The sequence below is a fragment of the Streptomyces sp. NBC_00483 genome, assembly GCF_036013745.1.
Taxonomy (GTDB): domain Bacteria; phylum Actinomycetota; class Actinomycetes; order Streptomycetales; family Streptomycetaceae; genus Streptomyces.
In genome coordinates, this window is sequence record NZ_CP107880.1 from 10173943 (window position 1) to 10192503 (window position 18561).

The window sequence follows — 18561 nt, forward strand, 5'->3', positions numbered from 1 at the left end:
GAACGCGGACCGGAACCAGGGCTGTGAATGGCGGGCGCCACGTGCATAATCAGGGGCAACAACATGAGGGGAGCCGGTCAGTGGCAGCAGTGACGCTCAAGGACGTCGCCGAGCGGGCGGGGGTGTCGATCAAAACGGTTTCCAACGTTGTAAGGGACGCGCCACGGGTCTCGGAAGCCACGCGGACCCGCGTGATGCGCGCTGTGCAGGAGCTGGGGTACCGGCCGAACCCCTCGGCCCGCAGGCTGCGGACCGGGCGCAGCGGCCTGATCGCCCTCGCCGTCCCCGACCTGGCCACGCCCTACTTCGCGGAACTCGCCCACCATGTGCGCACGGAGGCGGCGGCTCTCGGCTTCACCGTCCTCATCGAGGAGACCCTCGGCGACACCAAGGAGGAACTGCGCCTCGCGACGGGTGTGGGTGCGTCACTCCTGGACGGTGTGATCCTCTCCCCGCTGCATGTCTCGCCGCACGAACTCGCCCCCGTCACCGACCAGTTCCCCCTCGTCCTCCTCGGCGAGCGCAGCTACCAAGGCGACCGCGTGGTGGCGGACCACGTCCTCATCGACAACGTGGCGGCCGCCCGCGAGGCCACCGCACACCTCGCGAGTCTTGGCCGCACCCGCATCGCCGCGATCGGCGTCGACAAGGCGGGCTCCGCCACCAGCCGACAACGCCTGGAGGGCTTCCAGCAGGCCCTGCACGACGCGGGCCTGACCTACGACCCCCGCCTCGCACCCCAGATCAAGGACTTCGACCGCCGCAACGGCCTCCAGGCGATGCGCACCCTCACCGCCCTCCCCGAGGATCAGCGCCCGGACGCGGTCTTCTGCTTCAGCGACCTCCTGGCCGTCGGCGCACGCCGCGCCCTGCACGAAGCGGACCTGACCATCCCCGGCGACGTGGCCCTGGCCGGCGTCGACGGCTCGGAGGAGGCCCTCTACGGCACCCCGTCGCTGACCTCAGTGGTCCCCGACAAGTCGGCGATCGCCGCGCTGGCGGTGAAGTGCCTGGTCGACCGCGTCCGCGCGGAGGACCCACCGCCGTTCGAGGTGCACATGGCGCCGCATTGGCTGGAGGTGCGGGAGTCGAGCGGGGGCGAACGGAAGCCGTTGGAGCCCTGAACGCTCCTGCTCAGCCACGCCGTTCGCCCCTCGTTGGAGTCTTGAACGCTCGTGCTCAGCCCGTCCGTTCACCCCTCGTCGGAGTCCTGAACGCCCGCGCCCCGCCCCGCCGTTCACCCCTCGAAGGACGCCGCCAGAATCTCCTGCACCCGCGCCGCGTTCGACGCGATGTGATGCCGTGCCTCCCGCTGCGCGCGCTCCGCGTCGCCCGCGCGGATCGCGGACATGAGAGGTTCGTGCTCGCCGAGCAGCTTGCGCGGGTTCTCGTTCTCGCGTTCGTGGGCGGACAACGCCATGAGGTAGAAGCGCAGTTCACGGGTGAGCCCGGCGTAGAACGCGTCGAGGCGTGCGTTGCCGAGCGTCGCCACGATCGCCCCGTGGAAGGCCAGGTCCGCGGCCACGATGTCGGCACGCCGCAGTGAGCCCGTGACCGTGACGAGGTTCTCGTACGCCGCCTCCACAGCGGCGAGTTGAGCCGTGCCGAGGGGCGCCGCGAGGGCCGCCGCCTCCAAGTGCTCGCGCGCCATGTAGAGCTCGTCGACGCTCCGCGGCGTGGGGGAGATGACCACGGCCCCGCGGTTGGCCTGGAACCGGATCAGACCGCCGTGTTCCAGCAGACGGACGGCCTCGCGCACCGTGTTGCGGGCGATGCCGAGTTCGGCGGCGATGGCGCTCTCGCGCAGGCGCTCGCCCGGCCGGAAGGAGCCGGCGAGGATCCGCTCCGACAGACCGTCGGCGATCTGCTGCGCGGTCGTGGTCCGCTGGGCCACCAGCCCTTCAAGTGCCGTCATGGCGTCATCGTAGCCACCCTGTGACCCTAGGTCCCTTCTGGCGGATCCTGCTGGAGTCGCGGGGCCTGGCACGCACATCTGCTGCGTTGTCGTCGGTTGCCAACGCTCCGCGTTGACGCCCTCCTCCGCCTTGCAGCTGCACGCACCAGGCCCCGCTCGCCTGCACCGCACGTGGACGCCGTCCGCATCCAGCCTGATCCGCCAGAAGGACCCTGGTGCCGAACAGTAGAACTGTTCTACAGTTGCGCACTGCTTCGGCCGCTCACGGCCCGTCGCCTGCGTGACCCACTGAACCGATGTTGCAGGAGGGCTCTCCACAGTGCGGACAACTCGCGAGAACGACAGGATCGATCCGGGTGAGGGGGCGGCCCCCGAGCAGCAGCCCTCCGACGCACCCCGCACCCTCAGGCAGCGGCACGTCCGCATGATCGCCCTCGGCGGCATCGTCGGCGCCAGCCTTTTCGTCGGCAGCGGCGCCGTCATCCACACCGTCGGCCCGGCCAGCATCCTGTCCTACGCCCTCGGCGGCCTCCTGGTCATCCTCGTCATGCGGATGCTGGGCGAGATGGCCACCGCCTCGCCGACTCTCGGCTCGTTCATGGAGTACGCCAGGACGTCCCTCGGTGGCTGGGCCGGATACACCATCGGCTGGCTGTACTGGTACTTCTGGGTCGGTGTCGTCGCCTTCGAGGCGGTCGCGGGCGCCAAGCTGCTGATGCTCTGGATACCCGGCGTACCGCAGTGGCTCTTCTCCCTGGTCCTGATGACACTGCTGACCGCAACGAACCTGGTGTCGACCCGCTCGTTCGGGGAGACCGAGTTCTGGCTGGCCTCCATCAAGGTCGTCACGATCGTCGTGTTCCTCGTCGCGGGCACACTCTTCGCGCTGGGGCTGTGGCCGGACGCGAAGCTGTCGGTGGGCAACGTCGCCCTCGACGGATTCGCGCCCAACGGTGTCTCGGCCATCCTGCACGGCGTCGTCCTCGTGATCTTCTCCTACGTCGGCACCGAGATCGTCACCATCGCCGCCGCCGAATCCGACAACCCAGTGAAGTCCGTCGTCAAGGCGACCTCCTCCACGGTGTGGCGGGTCATCATCTTCTACGTCGGCTCGGTCACCCTGTTGGTGATGATGACTCCGTGGGACCGGATCCCGACCGAGACCAGCCCGTACGCGGCCGCCTTCGGCAAGATGGGCGTCCCCGCGGCGACGACGATCATCAACGTCGTGGTGCTCACCTCCGTCCTCTCCGTGCTCAACTCCGGTATCTACACGGCCTCCCGCATGCTCTTCGCCCTCCAGCGCAACAAGTGGGCACCCCGCTGGGTCGCCCACCGAAGCCGCAAGGGCACCCCGTGGAAGGCGATCCTGGCCTGCACGTCCGTCGGGTACGTGACCGTCGCCATGAGCTATGTCGCCCCTGACACCATCTTCAACTTCATCATCAACTCGGCAGGCGCCGTCGGCCTGTTCGTCTACGCGATCATCGCCGGCTCGCAGCTGCGCATGCGGCGGCAGCTGGAACGCGAGTCCCCGGAGCGGCTCAAGCTGCGCATGTGGGGCTACCCGTACCTGAGTTGGGCCACCCTCGCGGCCATCATCGTCGTCCTGAGCTCCATGCTCCTGGTCCCCGACGCCCGCTCGCAGCTGTATCTGAGCGTCCTGAGCCTGGCCGCGATCCTCGCCACCTACGTGCTCGTACGGTTCCGGCGACGCGGCACCACACACTGACCGCCCACCCCCACACCTCATGGAGACCTCATGGCCCAGGAGAACCCGCCCGTCCTGCCCGGCCCCGCCCTGTGGAGCGCGCAGGCCCACCTCCCGTCCGTCCTCGGACGCCAGCTGACCATCGAACGCGCCGAGGGCAGCTACCTGTTCAGCACGGACGGCCGCCGCCTCTTCGACGGCACCGCCGGCCTGTGGCACGCCAACGTCGGTCACGCACGCCCCGAACTCGCCGACGCCGCCCACGACCAGATGCGGCGCCTGGAGACGTACCACGTGTTCGGCCGCTACCTGAACGACCGCGCCGTCGCCCTCGGCGAACGCCTCGCTGCCCTGTCACCCATCGACGACCCCAAGGTCATCCTCAACAGCGGCGGCAGCGACGCCATCGACGTCGCCTGCAAGCTCGCCCGCAGGCACTGGCAGCGCGAGGGCCGCGAGGACAAGACCATGATCCTCAGCCGCGAGTTCGCCTACCACGGGCTGCACGCCTACGGCACGAGCATCGCGGGCCTCGAATTCAACCGGACCGGCTACGGCACCGAGTCCCTGGTCCCGGAGACCGCGCGCGTGTCCACGTACGACATCGACGCGGTCGAACGCACCGTGCGGGAGATCGGTCCTGAGCACATCGCGGCGATCGTCGCCGAACCCGTCCAGGGCACCGGCGGTGTGATCCCGCCCGCGGCCGGCTACCTCGAAGGCCTGCAGCGCATCTGCCGGGAGAACGACATCCTGCTGATCATCGACGAGGTCATCACCGGATTCGGGCGCACGGGCCACATGTTCGCCACCGAACGCTACGGCCTCACACCCGACCTGATCACCTTCGCCAAGGGCGTCACCTCCGGCTACGCCCCGCTCGGCGGCGTCCTCGTCGCCCCGCACATCTGGCAGCCGTTCTACCGGGACGCCGACGACACACCCATGTTCCGGCACGGTGCCACCTACTCCGGGCACGCGACCGCCTGCGCCGTGGCACTGCGCAACCTCGACATCCTCGACGAGGAGAAGCTGGTGCCCAGGGTGGCCGAGCTGGAGCAGGTACTCGCCGACGAACTGCGGGTCCTGGGCACGCGGGAGTCCGTCGTCGAGACACGTGTCGCGGGACTGCTCGGCGGTGTCGCCCTCGTCGACGACATCAGCGCGGAGGCGGTCACCGACGAGCTCGTCGAGCACGGCTTCGTCACCCGTCCGCTGCGCGGCAACACCGTGCAGATCAGCCCGCCGTTCATCACCACCGACGAGGAACTGCGCGGGCTCGTGACCGCCATCGGCACGGTGCTCGCGGCACATGAAGGCCGGTGAAGCGATGCCGATGACGCAGGGGCAGTCCGGCGGCCTGGTCGAGTCGCGGTCGATCGACGTCGTGCCGGACGAGGAACGGCACGGCACCGCGTTCAGCCAGTTCACGCTGTGGGTGGGCGCGAACCTGCAGATCACGGCCGTGGTCACGGGCGCCCTCGCGGTGGTGCTCGGCGCGACCGCCTTCTGGGCGGTCATCGGGCTCCTCGCCGGAAACCTGCTCGGCGGCTCGGTGATGGCCCTGCACTCGGCGCAGGGACCCCGGCTCGGCCTCCCACAAATGATCTCCTCGCGGGCCCAGTTCGGGGTCCGCGGCGCGGTGGTGCCGCTCGTCCTCGCGGTGTTCATGTTCATCGGCTGCACCGCGAGCGGCACCGTCCTCGCGGGCGAGGCGGTCGGCGAACTGACCCACCTGGGACCCGTCGCGGGCATCCTCATCTTCACGGTGGTCACCGCGGTGGCGGCCGCCGTCGGCTACCGCCTCATCCACTTCCTCGGCCGCCTCGCCGGAGTGGTGTGCGGCGTGGCGTTCGTCTATCTCGGCGTACGCCTCCTGCAGCACGACGACATGGGTACGGTCCTCGCCGACCACAGCTTCGCCCTGCCGGCGTTCCTGCTCGCCGTCTCGCTGTCGGCGTCCTGGCAGCTGTCGTTCGGCCCGTACGTCGCCGACTACTCGCGCTATCTGCCGCGTTCCACCTCGGCCCGCGCGACGTTCGGCTGGACGCTGGCCGGGACCGCGCTCGGGGCCCAGTGGTCGATGGCCTTCGGGGCACTGGCCGCGGCCGCCGCGGGGGAGGCGTTCGTCGGCCACGAGGTGACGTACGTGGTGTCACTCGGCGGGGCGGGCCTGATGGCGGCGGTGCTGTACTTCGTCATCGCCCTCGGCAAGCTGACCGTCACGGTCCTCAACACCTACGGCGCGTTCATGTCGACGGTGACGAGTGTGACCGGGATGCGGCGGCGGGGCGCGGTGCCCCACCGGCTCTCGCCGCGCGGGCGGGTCGGCTACATCGCCGCGATCATCGTGGCGGGCGCCGCCCTCGCCCTCGCGGGGCGGGGCGACTTCCTCAACACGTTCTCGACGTTCCTGCTCATCGTGCTGGCCTTCTTCACCCCGTGGAGCGCGGTGAACCTGGCCGACTACTACCTGGTCGCGAAGGAGCGCTACGACATCCCGGCCCTCAACGACCCCGACGGGCGCTACGGATCCTGGCGGGCGCCGGCCCTGGTGTCGTACGGAGTGGGTCTGGTGGTCCAACTCCCGTTCATGGCAACGGACCTGTTCACCGGCCCGTTCGTCGCGCCGCTGGGCGGCGCGGACATCTCGTGGATCGTGGGTCTCACGCTGCCCGGAGTCCTGTACTGGTTCCTGGCCCGCCGCGAACGGCACCGGATCCCGGACCGGATGATCTACCCGGAGGATGCGATGCCGAGTCAGGCGTCCCGGGGCGCGACGGAGGTGCCCGCCTAGCGCGGAGTCACCTGCGCGGCCCCGCTCTCGGCGATCAACGGATGGTGACGGTCACTGCGGGACGGATTCGTGCGGGGGAGCGGCGGGCACCGGCTCCTCCCGGCGGGCCGTGCGGTCGAAGAACTCCGGGGCGACACGTGCGTAGCCGAGCATCAGCAGCCAGCCCAGGAGGAGCGTGCCGACGCCGATGAGGAAGACGCCGCCGATGTGCCAGTGCGGTGCGAAGGGCAGCGTCCAGGAGGTGTAACTGTTCGCCGGGTCCCAGTCGTTGCGCAGGCTCCACAGGCCGGCGGCGACCAGTATCAGGCCACCGATCGCGGGCAGTACGACCCGCAGCCACAGATCCCCGGCGCTGCGGCGCCACTGGTCCCGGTACGCCCAGGCCGAGGTCAGCCCGGTGAGTCCGTAGTAGAACGCGATCATCAAGCCGCAGGAGGAGACCGCGTCGCCGATCACCTGCCCGTCGCTCAGGAAGTTCATGACGATGTAGCAGATCGCGCCCGCGATCCCGGTGGCGATGGTGCCGAACTGCGGGATCGCGTACCGCGGATGCACCTTTGCGAGGATCCGCGGGCCGGCGCCGCGCCGCCCCATCGCCAGCATCGTGCGCCCCAATGTCAGGACGGTCGTCTCGGTGGAGGCCGCCGCGGACGACAGCACCATAAGGACGAGCAGATGCCACAGGAAGGACCCGAGGCCGCTGTCACCGAAGACGGCGCGGCCGATGGCGGAGAACACATCACCGAAGTTGTCGGGGTTGCCGAGGCCGACCCCCGTCGTGCCGATACCGGCGAACGCCAAGGTCGCGATGGTGGCCACCAGATAGAGCCCGAGGAGCGTCAGCGTGGACCAGGCGGCGGCCCGCCCCGGCGTGCGGTGCCGGTCGGTCGTCTCCTCGTTCACGGTGAGCGCCGTCTCCCACCCCCAGTAGATGAACAGCATCAGTACGAGCCCGCTGACGAAGGCGCTCGGCGAGGGGATCTCGAAGGGATTCAGCCACGACAGCTGCGGATGGTGTGCGCCGGGGCCGGCGCTGCCGGAGTAGACACGCACGAGCGCGACCACGGAGAGCACGGCCAGCATCCCGAACTCCAGGAACAGCAGCGCGCGTTGAACGGCGGCCGCCACCTCGATGCCCCGATAGCAGACGGCGCTCATCAGGGCGATCCAGCCGAGCCCCACCAGCAGCACCCACGGGCTCGACGGGTCCGCGCCGATCCCCTCGGCGCCGAAGAGGATGAAGACGTACTGACCCGCGACCTGCGCCAGGCTCGCGAGGACCAGGACGAACGAGGTGATGATGGCCCAGCCACCCATGAAGCCCACCCGCGGGCCGAGCACCCGGCTCGCCCAGGTGAAGATCGTGCCGCAGTCCGGCTCCTGACGGTTCAACGCCGCGTAGCCGAAGGACACGAACAGGATCGGCACAAAGGCCAGCACGACGATCGACGGTGCCTGGAAACCGACGAACGCCACGATGAACGCGAGCGTCGCCGCGAGGCTGTACGCGGGAGCGGCCGACGCCACCGACAGGATCAGGCTCGTCGTCATGCCGAGCGCGTTGGCGCGCAGACCCTGCTGAGGAGGGTCACCGGAAGGCTCGTCGGTGGTGGTGCGTGGGATGACCGGCACGGTCGAACTTCCTGTCGGGGATAGGTGAATCGCAACGTTGACGCGAAGATCAATCATGCGCGCGACGCGCGGCATGTCAAGGGTGCCGGGCGCTCCCGGTCGCAACATTGACTGAATGATCAGTGTTGCGACATGCTCTCGTGCCATGTGGGAACAGAGCGAAAAGAACCTGGTCGAGACCGAGGTCGTCATCGTCGGCGGCGGCTACGCGGGTCTCGCCGCGGCGCTCCAACTGCACGACCACGGCGTCGACTTCGCGCTCCTCGAGGCGGCGGACCGGGTCGGCGGCCGCGTACACACCGAGTCCCGGAGCGGCCTGCGCCTCGACCACGGAGGCCAGTGGATCGGCCCCACCCAGACCCGGCTGCACGCCCTCGCCACCCGCTTCGGCTGCACCACCTTCCCGACCTGGGAGACCGGAAAGCACATCGAGGTGTGGCACGACGGAGCCACCGTCCCCTACCTCGGTGCGGCGCCCGCCGACGGGCCCGGAATCACCGCGTACACCCACATCACCGAAGCCCTCGACACACTCGCCCGGACCGTGGACACCACCGAACCGTGGCGCACCCCCGGCTTCGCCGAACACGACGCGCAGACCGCGCAGTCCTACTTCCGCGCGCACACCGACGACCCGGACGCGCTGCGCCGACTCGCGCTCGCCGTCCAGGGTGTGTGGTGCGCGGAGCCGTACGAGATCTCGCTGTTCCACGTGCTCTTCTACGTCGCCGCGGCCGGCGGCTGGGAGCAGCTCATGGAGACCGGCGGCTGCGCCCAGGACAGCCGCTTCGTCACCGGCGCCGCCGGACCTGCCCGAGCCGTCGCCGAACTGCTCGGCGACCGGATCCGCCTCGGCGTCGCGGTCCGCCGCATCGAGCACGACACCGACGGCGTACGCGTCCACACCGCCGACACCGTGTACGAGGCCCACAGGGCGGTCGTCGCACTCCCGCCGCCCGCGGTCCGCGCCGTTGAATTCGCCCCGGCGCTGCCGGTCAGCAGGGAGGGCTGGCTCTCGCACAGCCCGATGGGGCGCGTCGCCAAGGTCCACGCGGTGTACGACACCCCGTTCTGGCGCGAGGCGGGCCTCTCCGGCATCGCCACGCTGTACGACGACGGTCCGCTCGGCGTCGTCTTCGACAACTCGCCCGCGGACGCGGCGCAGGGTGTGCTCGTCGGTTTCGTCTACGGCGACCGGCTCTCCGAGTGGAGCCGCCTCGACGACGCTGCCCGACGCGAGGCCGCCCTCGCGAGCCTCACCAGCGTCGTCGGGGACGCGGCCGCCTACCCCCTCGACTACACCGAGAAGAACTGGTCGAAGGACCCGCACGCACGCGGCGGGTACGAGGCCTACGTGACCCCCGGCGGCTGGACCGGCTACGCACGTCACGGCTGGCGGACACCCACCGGGACGCTGCACTGGGCCGGCACGGAGACGGCTAGTGTGTGGAACGGCTACATCGACGGCGCACTCTCCTCCGGGATCCGGGCGGCCGACGAAGTCATCACGTCACTCCCGGCGCAGGCGGAAGGCTGAATCAGCATGGGCCCCGACACCGAGGGCGAGGAGACGCTCGTCGAGCGGGCCCGCCAGGTGGTCCTCTCCGCACCCATGAGTCAGCGGGAGTTCGCCGACCGCGTCGGCATGGACCCCACCGCCCTCTCCAAGGCGCTGCGCGGCAACCGCCGTCTGCGGGACGTCGAGGTCGCCGCCATCGCCCAGGTCGGCAAGGTGTCGCAGCGCTATCTGCGGACCGGCGTCGGCCGGCCACCCGTCCCGCGGCAGGGCACGAACGGTACGCAGAGCACCCGCAGGCGCGCCGACGCCGTCGACGCCGAACTCCGGCGCACGCAGATCCTGGAGGCCACGGCCCGGCTCATCGCCCGTCGCGGCTTCCACAAGGTGCGCGTCGCGGACATCGCCGAGGCCTGCGGCACCAGCACCGGCACCGTGCACTACCACTTCCCGACGAAGGACGCCGCGCTGCGCGCCGCGCTCGTCTTCTACGCGGACCGCTTCCACACCCGTCTGGAAGCCGAGTTCGAGACCGCCGACAGCACCGTCGAGAAGCTGCGCCGCCTGATCGAGGTGCAGTTGACGACCACGGAGGAGGACGCCGACGAGTGGTCGGTGTGGGTGCAGTCGTGGAACGAGGCGATCCTCGATCCGAGCCTGCGGGACGGCCAGCGCGGTGTCTACGCCGGCTGGCACGGCGTCGTCCTGGACCTGGTGCGCACCTGCCGGCGCGAGGGCATGGCCGAAGGCGTCGACGCGGAGGCCCTGGCCGCCCGCTTCACGGGACTCGTCGACGGCCTGGCCATCCAAGTCCTGGCAGGAACGGGCGACATGGACGCGGCGCGCATGCGGGAACTGCTCCTGGACGCGTTCGAGCCGTACATCAGCCTGCGAAAGGGCAGTTGAGCGCGCCGTTCGCACGTGGGTTCTGGAGTAATCTCCAAGATCTTATGCGGAGTTGATGTGGGGGCTTCCGCGCCGGATGGGTCTCAACGATAGTGATGCACCGCGGAATTGATCTTCCGTGATGCAGAATATCCGCCCATGTAGGAGTGCCCCATGGCGCACGCCAACGGAAACATCGCACGCCGCGCAGGCCGTCTCCTGCGCACCAGTCTCTTCGCTCAAGTGCTGCTCGCCCTGCTGCTCGGAGTCCTCGTCGGACGCCTGTGGCCGGACGCCGGATCGGCCCTGCAGCCCCTCGGGGACGGCTTCGTCCGGCTCATCAAGGCGATGATCGCGCCCCTGGTGTTCTGCGTCGTCGTCGCGGGCATCACCAAGGCCGGTGACCTGAAGGCCTTCGGCCGGATCGGCGTGAAGGCGCTGATCTGGTTCGAGGTCGCCACCACCGTCGCCCTCGTCATCGGGCTGCTCGCCGGCAACATCCTGGCGCCCGGCGCCGGTATGAACGTCGACCCGGCAACCCTGGACAAGGGCGCGGTCGACGAGCAGACCGGCGGCGGGCATCTCCCGTCCACCGCCCAGTTCGTGCTGGAGTCCCTGCCGGACAGCGCCGTCGGCGCATTCGCCGAGAACTCCCTGCTCCAAGTGCTCGTCCTGGCCTGCCTCGTGGGCGCCGCGCTGCTCCACCTCGGCCAGCGCAAGGTCCCGCAGATCCTGCCCTTCATCGAGCAGGCCCAGGACGTCGTGTTCACCATCGTCGGCTACATCATGAAGCTCGCCCCGCTCGCGGTCTTCGGAGCCACCGCACACCTCGTCGGCGAATACGGCGTGGGTGCGATGTCGACGTACGGAAAGCTGATCGCCGTCTGCTACGGCGTCGCCCTGCTCTTCCTGGTGCTGCTCGGCCTCGCCCTCAAGGCGGTCACCGGTCTCAGCCTGTGGAAGTTCGTCCGCTACACCCGCGAGGAACTGCTGCTCGCCCTCGGTACCGGCTCCAGCGAGACCGTGATGCCACGGATGATGCAGAAGCTGCGCGCGGCGGGCTGCCGGGACGACGCGGTCGGGCTCGTCCTGCCCACCGGGTACTCCTTCAACCTCGACGGCGCCTCCATCTACCTCTCCATCGGCACCCTCTTCATCGCCCAGGCCGTCGGCGTCGACCTCAGTCTCGGACAGCAGGTCACGGTCGTCCTCGTGCTCATGCTGACCAGCAAGGGCATGGCGGGCGTGCCCGGTTCGGCGTTCCTCGCGCTGTCCGCGACCGCCTCCGCCCTTGGTGTCATCCCGGCCGCCGCGGTGGCGCTGCTGCTCGGCGTCGACCGGATCATGGACTCGATGCGCGTCGCCACCAACCTCCTCGGCAACTGTGTCGCGGTGTTCGCGGTGTCGCGCTGGGAGGGAGCCCTGGACCGGGTCACCGCGAAGCGGGTGATGAACGGCGAGGAACCGGGTGCGGCACCCGCGGCCACGACCGAGGGCGTGACACCTGCCGAGGACGTGACGCCCGCAGGCGAGGCGGCGCCCGCCAAGGACAGCTGACGCCCGGCCATCACCACATCAACCAACTCCCTTGCCGCGCCCAACATTTGGCAAAACTAGATTCATGCCGCATGGATCTCGACCGGCAGGGCAGACGGCCGCCCAGTAGCAGATCAAGCGAGCGACCTCGAAAGAGTGGGCCGCAGATCAGGGACGGATGTGGTGATGGCCACGCTGACTGAGTCTTCGGGCAAGACCTCGGAGCAACAAACAGCGCTACGCAGAGACATGGGTCGCATCAGCCTGCTTTTCGCGGGCGTGGGATCCATCATCGGGTCCGGCTGGCTCTTCGGCGCGTTGAACGCGGCGAAGATCGCCGGGCCCGCTTCCATATTCTCGTGGGCGATAGCCGCCGTGATGATTCTCCTCATCGGGCTGTGCTTCGCCGAACTCGGAACCATGTTCCCGGTGTCCGGGGGAGTGGTGCGCTTTCCACACCTCTCCTTCGGCTCCTTCGCCAGCTACACCATGGGCTGGATCACCTGGATCGCCGCCGCGACGGTGGCACCCATCGAGGTCGAGGGCGCCCTCCAATACGCCACGAAGTGGGCGCACTTCACCGATTTCCACAAGGCGAACGGCGCCTACACCCTGACCACACTCGGCTATGCCGTCGCGGTCGTCGCCATGGCGTTCTTCGTGCTGCTGAACTACTACGGCATCCGCTGGTTCGCCCGCGTTAACAATGTCCTCGTCTGGTGGAAACTGCTGGCCATCGCCCTGGTGATCGTGGCGTTCTTCGTGACCGCATTCCACGCGCACAACCTCGGAGCCGCCGAGTACGGGGGCTTCGCCCCCGGCGGCGCCAAGGGCATCTTCACGGCCATCTCCACGGCGGGCATCACCTTCTCCTTTCTGGGCTTTCGGCAAGGCGTGGAACTCGCGGGCGAGACCGACAATCCGCGGCGCAACGTCCCGTTCGCCGTCATCGGCTCCGTACTGCTCACCGGCCTGATCTACGTACTCCTCGAAATCGCCTTCCTCGGCGCGGTCCCCAAGAGCGACCTGCAGCACTCGCACGGCTGGCTCAACCTGGCCTTCGCCAACGACTTCGGACCGCTCGCCGCCATCTCCAGCGCCATCGGCCTGGGCTGGCTGGCCTACATCCTCTACGTGGACGCGGTGATCTCACCGGCCGACACCGGCCTCATCTACACCACCGTCACGGCCCGTATCTCCTACGCCATGGCCCGCAACCGCAACGCGCCCGCAGGGCTGGCCAAGACCACGCCCAAGGGTGCGCCGTTGGTCAGCCTGGTCGTGACCTTCGTCCTCGGGCTGATCGTCTTCCTGCCCTTCCCGAGCTGGCAGGAACTGGTCGGCTTCATCACCTCGGCGACCGTCCTGTCCTTCGGGTCCGGCCCGCTCGTCCTGGCCGTGATGCGCCGTCAGATCCCGGAGCACGAGCGGCCGTACCGGATTCCAGGCGGCGACATCATCCCGTTCCTCGGCCTCTACTCGGCGAACCTGATCGTGTATTGGGCGGGCTGGAACACCAACTACAAGCTGTTCCTCACCATTTGCATCGGCTTCGTCGTCCTGGCGGTCCTCCAGGTGCTCGACAAGGGACACGCTCCGAAGATGGACTGGAAGGCGGGCGCGAGCTGGGTGCTGCCGTGGCTCATCGGCCTCGCCGTGATCAGCTGGCTCGGCGACTACGACGGCGGGCTCGGCTGGATCGGCCTCGGTTGGGGCTTCGTCGCCAACCTCGCACTCACCGCGCTCGTCTACCTGCTGGCCCTGCGCGTACGACTCCCGCGCGAGCGCGTGCTGGAGCACATCGAGGAGGCGCGCGAGGAGTCCCGTATGGAGGACGCGGAACTGGGCGCGACGCACTGACCGTGCCTGGCCGATCCCAGGCCCACGCACCGCATGTGGAGGCCCGCCCGACAGTCCGGGCGGGCCTCCACATGTGGTGCGGTACGGCTCCTCGGATTCGCCCCTCCCCGGAAAATCGCCCAGATCGCGATATCAGTGGCAATCCCTAGCGTTACGGAATCATCACATCATCACGACCATAGGGCTCCAGGTACGGGGCAGGCGAAAAGGGAGAAGTCGAGGAAAGGAAGCCACCGATGCTGATCGTGGCTCTTTTGCTCCTGCCGGCCATGGCACTGCTCTTGCTCGGCATGGACCGCATAGAGGACCGAATGGGCGGAGTGACCCGCCCGGGATCCGGACACCATCGACTGAGTCATCTGCGCCTCGTCCACGGTGACGAGCAAAGCAGCCGAGATACGGACACCACGAGAAGGTCCGACCGTGAGGCCGCCTGAAGTGTCCGGCACGCTCAGGCCGCGTGCCCGGGCCGCCACACCGCGACACCGAGCACCGAATCCGCCATGCCGTAATAGAGGAACCAGGCATCGCGGAACCGCACCAACCCCTCGGTGAACACCACGTGGTTGACCTGGCCGTCCTGCTCGTCCGCCGACGTCGGCACGAGGAACGGCCGCTCAAGCCGGGCCACCGCCTTGGTCGGGTCGGCCGGGTCGATGAGGAGCTGACCCGTGGAGTACTGGCCCTTGGTGTACCCGCCCTTGCCGTCGGAACGGGCGTTGTAGACGAGCAGGATGTGTCCGTCGTCCGTACGCAGCGGCGGCGGACCGGGCTCGATCAGGGACCCCTCCCAGGCGTGCACGGGCTTCGCCACCGGATCGTCGTTCCCGACGGTCTCCCAGTGGATCAGATCCTTCGACCGGGCCCAGAAGACGTTGGACTCACCGAAGTACATCCAGTACGTGCCGTCGATGGGTGTACTGAGGATGGCGCCCGACTTGTTCCAGGGCTTGTCACCATGGATCGGGTCGTGCAGCTCGGGGAAGAGCGGCCCGTGCTTCTCCCAGTGCACCAGGTCCTTCGACGTCGCCAGGCACAGCAGCGCGCTCGTCCCGTCGTAGCCGGTGTACGTCATGTAGAAGGTGTCACCGATGTGCACCACCCGCGGATCCTCGCACCCACCGGGCAGCTCGTACGGCTCGCTCGGCGTGAGCACCGGCTCCGCCCTGCGCCGGAACGTGATGCCGTCATCGCTCCAGGCGAGCCCGATGCTGGACCTCTTCGCCTTGTTCTGCGCCCGGTACAGCAACGCGATCCTGCCGCCGACCACGATGGCGCAGGGGTTGTACAGATACGCCGACTCCCACTCGTGTGCCGGCTCGGGACGCAGAATCGGATTCGCGTCGCTCTTGGTGAACGGCCCCATGGGGAACGTCGCGGGACCACGCGGGAACCGTTCGGGCTTGTCCGCGGCCGCGGCGCTACCCGCGCCGGCGAGCGACCCCGTGAGCGCCGCGCCGACCACGGTCGCCGAGGCCTTGAGCATGCCGCGGCGCCCGTGCGCCTGCCGGTCGTTGTGCGCCATGTCGGGTGAACCTCCTGGTCGTCGAGTTCTCGAAAGGACGGGGCCCCGCGCACACGCACGCGGGGCCCCGTCACACCTGCCGCGTACTCAGTCCCGTACGGCCGCCAAACGCACCGTCAGGATCTGGAACGGCCGCAGTCGCAGCCGCACCCCGTCGTCCGTGACCTCGCACGCGGGCTCGTCGGCAGCGCGCGGGCGCTCCAGCAGGTCCGTGGCCGTCGCCGAGGCGAGGCGGAAACCGGGGGTCAGGAGAGCCGTGGCGCGGGCGCCCCGGGACTCGTACAGGCGGACCACGACGTCGCCCGAGCGGTCGTCGGCGAGCTTGACCGCCTCGACCACCACGGCGGGGTTGTCGATGGCGACCAGCGGTGCCACCTCCGCCGAGCCGGACACCGTCCGCTCGGGCAGGTTGAGGTGGTAGCCCTCGCGGATCGCGTCGTCGACGTCCGCGCCGATCAGCAGGGCATAGCGCAGCCGGTGCGTGCCCTGGTCGGTGTCGGGGTCGGGGAAGCGCGGCGCGCGGGCCAGGGACAGCCGGACCGTCGTCGTGGTGCCGCCGTCCTCGCGGACGTCACGCGTGACGTCGTGCCCGTACGTCGAGTCGTTGACCAGGGCCGCGCCCCAGCCCCGCTCGCCGACGTGCACGAAGCGGTGCGCGCACACCTCGAACTTGGCGGCGTCCCAGCTGGTGTTGGTGTGCGTGGGCCGCTCGACGTGCCCGAAGGGCACCTGCGCCGTGGAGTGCCCGGCCCGCACGTCCAGCGGGAACGCCGCCTTGAGCAGCTTCTCCGTCTCGTGCCAGTCGAGGACCGTGTCGACGTCCAGGCGACGCGAGCCCGGCGCGAGCGCGAGGGTCTGCTCGATACGCGAGTCACCAAAGGCACGCACGACACGGACGCCGCCGTCCACGGCGGTCACCGACTCCGCTGCCGTCAGATCCGTGACGGTGTTGCGGTAGAAGGCGTCCAGGTCCCAGGCGTCCCACTGGTTCGGGAAGTCCTGGTGCAGCTGGAGCAGGTTGGCCACCGCACCCGGCGGCAGCGCCTCCCGCTCGCCCTCGATGTCGTACGCCGAGGTGACCAGGCCCCGCTCGTCGATGACGATGCGGACCAGGCCGTTGTCCAGGACGAATCCGCCGTCCTGCGGCTGCGGGTCGACCGTGACCGCCACCGGCTCGCGGCGCACCGTCGTGCCCAGGGCGGCGGCGCCCGAGCGGGCGTGCGGAGCGGCGTTGAAGACGACCCGCGAGCCGTCCCCGGCGGCCGGCCCCGCGAGAGCTTCCTGCGCCGACCTGATCAACTCGCCCAGTTCGGCCGCGACCTGACGGTACGTCTCCTCCGCCTCCCGGTGCACCCACGCGATCGACGTACCCGGCAGGATGTCGTGGAACTGGTGCAGCAGCACCGTCTTCCACAACCGGTCGATCGCCTCGTACGGGTACGCCGCCCCCGTGCGCAGCGCCGCCGTCGCCGCCCACAACTCGGCCTCCCGCAGCAGGTGTTCGCTGCGCCGGTTGCCCTGCTTGGTGGCGATCTGACTGGTGAGCGTGCCCCGGTGGAACTCCAGGTACAGCTCGCCCACCCACACCGGCGCGTCCGGGTACTCCTCCAGGGCCTTGGCGAAGAAGTCGCCCGGCTTCTCGATCTCGACGCGCGCCGAACCCTCCAGGTCCGCGAGGCGCTCGGCGCGCGCGAGCATCTCGCGGGTGGGGCCGCCACCACCGTCGCCGTAACCGAACGGGGCGAGCGAACGGTTCGCCGCGCCCTTGTCCTGGAAGTTGCGCACACTGTGCGCGACCTCCGCGCCGGACAGATCACTGTTGTACGTGTCGACCGGCGGGAAGTGGCTGAAGATACGGGTGCCGTCGATGCCCTCCCACCAGAACGTGTGGTGCGGGAACTTGTTCGTGGTGTTCCACGAGATCTTCTGCGTGAGGAACCAGCGCACCCCGGCCAGCTTCATCAGCTGTGGCATCGCCGCGTTGTAGCCGAAGGTGTCCGGCAGCCACATGTCCTCGGTCTCGACACCGAACTCGTCGAGATAGAACCGCTTGCCGTGGATGAACTGGCGGGCCAGCGCCTCACCCCCGGTGATGTTGGTGTCCGGCTCCACCCACAGGCTGCCCGTGGGCACGAACTGCCCCGTCTTCGCCTTCTCCTGGGCTCGCTCGTACACCTCGGGCCGGTGCTCCTTGAGCCAGGCCAGCTGCTGCGCCTGGGACATCACGAACCGGAACTCCGGGTACTCGTCCATCAGTTGGGTGACATTGGAGACGGTACGCGCGACCTTGCGCACCGTCTCGCGCAGCGGCCACAGCCACGCAGTGTCGATGTGGGCGTGCCCGATCGCCGAGATGCGGTGCTCGCCGGCCGCGGCCTGTGAGGCGAGGGCCGGGGCGAGGATCGCGCGGGCGGCGGCCGCGGTGCCGCCGATGTCCTGGAGGTCCACGGCGTCCAGCGCGGAGGACAGCGCCCGCAGGATCTGCCAGCGGCGCGGCGACTGCTCGGGCAGCTCCCGCATCAGCTGGTCGAGGACCTCCATGTCGTGGACGAGGTCATAGACCTCCGCGTCGAAGACGGCCAGGTCGAGGCGGCGCAGCCGGTAGATCGGCTCACCGTTCGAGGCGCCCTCCTCGTCCAGCCACGGGGCGCGACCGCCCAGCGGCGTGATGGCGAAGGTGCGGTCCTCGGGCCCCGAGTGCATGACGAGCGGGTTCGCCGCGGCCTCGACGTAGCAGACGAACTCCTCGCCCCCGACGGCCTGTTCGGCCACCGGCAGCCAGGTGTTGCGCGGGTTGAGCGCCTTCACGGCCGTGCCGTCGGGCCGGTACGCCAGGCCCTCGGCGGAGAATCCCGGCTCGGTGGTACCGAAGCCGAGGTCGACGACGGCCTCCACACGCCGGCCCGCCCACTCCTCGGGGACGCGGCCGCTGACCTTGAACCAGTTGGTCGTCCAGGCGGGGCCCCAGGGCGCGCCCACCTCGGTGGGCCGGTACTCGGCGGCCAGCCCCTCGGCCACCGGGACGGGCTCGCCCGGCACCTGCCAGATGCCGATCTCCAGGGGGACGGAGGTGGCGTGGACGGCGGGCCGGATGCGTTCGTCGAGGACGCGCCGGAGGCGGTGCTGGACGATGTCGCGGTCGGAGTGCACAGAACACCTTTCGAAGAGCGTTGAACAGGACTGC

The 18561-nt window shown here is 69.5% G+C and carries 12 protein-coding genes; 8 read left to right on the forward strand and 4 right to left on the reverse strand.

Annotated elements, in window-relative coordinates:
* Window positions 1-80 precede the first annotated feature (80 nt).
* Window positions 81-1124, forward strand: coding sequence for a LacI family DNA-binding transcriptional regulator (locus tag OHA73_RS45410; RefSeq protein WP_267073065.1), 1044 nt, complete (start codon window positions 81-83; stop codon window positions 1122-1124).
* A 113-nt stretch (window positions 1125-1237) separates the two neighbouring features.
* Here OHA73_RS45410 and OHA73_RS45415 read toward each other — a convergent pair whose 3' ends face one another.
* Window positions 1238-1915, reverse strand: a complete 678-nt coding sequence (locus OHA73_RS45415; RefSeq protein WP_267073064.1) for a GntR family transcriptional regulator — start codon at window positions 1913-1915, stop codon at window positions 1238-1240.
* A 319-nt stretch (window positions 1916-2234) separates the two neighbouring features.
* Between OHA73_RS45415 and OHA73_RS45420 the strand changes: the two genes are divergently transcribed.
* The 3 genes from OHA73_RS45420 to OHA73_RS45430 are packed head-to-tail and all read left to right on the forward strand — an operon-like array spanning window position 2235 to window position 6423.
* Complete coding sequence (locus OHA73_RS45420) at window positions 2235-3647, forward strand: amino acid permease (RefSeq protein ID WP_267073063.1); 1413 nt, start codon at window positions 2235-2237, stop codon at window positions 3645-3647.
* 30 nt (window positions 3648-3677) lie between these two features.
* A complete protein-coding gene (locus OHA73_RS45425) occupies window positions 3678-4952 on the forward strand; it encodes an aminotransferase family protein (RefSeq protein WP_267073062.1) in 1275 nt (424 codons plus the stop codon).
* Window positions 4939-6423 carry a purine-cytosine permease family protein gene (locus tag OHA73_RS45430; protein WP_267073061.1) on the forward strand — a complete coding sequence of 495 codons (1485 nt, stop codon included), beginning with the start codon at window positions 4939-4941 and terminating at the stop codon, window positions 6421-6423. The genes OHA73_RS45425 and OHA73_RS45430 overlap by 14 nt, the downstream gene beginning before the upstream one ends.
* A gap of 51 nt (window positions 6424-6474) precedes the next feature.
* Here OHA73_RS45430 and OHA73_RS45435 read toward each other — a convergent pair whose 3' ends face one another.
* Complete coding sequence (locus OHA73_RS45435) at window positions 6475-8055, reverse strand: APC family permease (RefSeq protein ID WP_267073060.1); 1581 nt, start codon at window positions 8053-8055, stop codon at window positions 6475-6477.
* Between the two features lie 145 nt (window positions 8056-8200).
* Between OHA73_RS45435 and OHA73_RS45440 the strand changes: the two genes are divergently transcribed.
* The 4 genes from OHA73_RS45440 (at window position 8201) to OHA73_RS45455 (ending at window position 13852) form a co-directional block, all read left to right on the forward strand.
* Window positions 8201-9592 (forward strand): flavin monoamine oxidase family protein, encoded by a 1392-nt coding sequence (locus tag OHA73_RS45440; RefSeq protein ID WP_267073059.1) that lies wholly within the window; start codon window positions 8201-8203, stop codon window positions 9590-9592.
* A gap of 6 nt (window positions 9593-9598) precedes the next feature.
* The gene (locus tag OHA73_RS45445; protein ID WP_267073058.1) at window positions 9599-10477 is read left to right on the forward strand and encodes a TetR/AcrR family transcriptional regulator; all 879 of its coding nucleotides are present in this window, start codon (window positions 9599-9601) and stop codon (window positions 10475-10477) included.
* A gap of 153 nt (window positions 10478-10630) precedes the next feature.
* The gene (locus tag OHA73_RS45450; RefSeq protein ID WP_266725422.1) at window positions 10631-12013 is read left to right on the forward strand and encodes a cation:dicarboxylate symporter family transporter; all 1383 of its coding nucleotides are present in this window, start codon (window positions 10631-10633) and stop codon (window positions 12011-12013) included.
* A gap of 165 nt (window positions 12014-12178) precedes the next feature.
* On the forward strand, window positions 12179-13852 hold the full coding sequence (locus OHA73_RS45455; protein ID WP_327658368.1) for an APC family permease: 1674 nt from the start codon (window positions 12179-12181) through the stop codon (window positions 13850-13852).
* Between the two features lie 451 nt (window positions 13853-14303).
* Here the strand turns inward: OHA73_RS45455 and OHA73_RS45460 are convergent, their stop codons facing one another.
* Together OHA73_RS45460 and OHA73_RS45465 are read right to left on the reverse strand one after the other, a co-directional pair.
* A complete protein-coding gene (locus tag OHA73_RS45460; RefSeq protein WP_267073056.1) occupies window positions 14304-15377 on the reverse strand; it encodes a glycoside hydrolase family 130 protein in 1074 nt (357 codons plus the stop codon).
* Between the two features lie 87 nt (window positions 15378-15464).
* Entirely contained in the window at window positions 15465-18527 is a 3063-nt protein-coding gene (locus OHA73_RS45465; RefSeq protein ID WP_327658369.1) for an alpha-mannosidase, read from the reverse strand.
* Window positions 18528-18561 lie beyond the last annotated feature (34 nt).

Excerpts from the sequence above, each read along its gene's own strand:
- OHA73_RS45415 (WP_267073064.1), bottom strand. The coding sequence starts at position 1,915 with ATGACGGCACTTGAAGGGCTGGTGGCCCAGCGGACCACGACCGCGCAG.
- OHA73_RS45425 (WP_267073062.1), top strand. The coding sequence starts at position 3,678 with ATGGCCCAGGAGAACCCGCCCGTCCTGCCCGGCCCCGCCCTGTGGAGC.
- OHA73_RS45430 (WP_267073061.1), top strand. The coding sequence starts at position 4,939 with ATGAAGGCCGGTGAAGCGATGCCGATGACGCAGGGGCAGTCCGGCGGC.
- OHA73_RS45440 (WP_267073059.1), top strand. The coding sequence starts at position 8,201 with ATGTGGGAACAGAGCGAAAAGAACCTGGTCGAGACCGAGGTCGTCATC.
- OHA73_RS45445 (WP_267073058.1), top strand. The coding sequence starts at position 9,599 with ATGGGCCCCGACACCGAGGGCGAGGAGACGCTCGTCGAGCGGGCCCGC.
- OHA73_RS45450 (WP_266725422.1), top strand. The coding sequence starts at position 10,631 with ATGGCGCACGCCAACGGAAACATCGCACGCCGCGCAGGCCGTCTCCTG.
- OHA73_RS45455 (WP_327658368.1), top strand. The coding sequence starts at position 12,179 with ATGGCCACGCTGACTGAGTCTTCGGGCAAGACCTCGGAGCAACAAACA.
- OHA73_RS45460 (WP_267073056.1), bottom strand. The coding sequence starts at position 15,377 with ATGGCGCACAACGACCGGCAGGCGCACGGGCGCCGCGGCATGCTCAAG.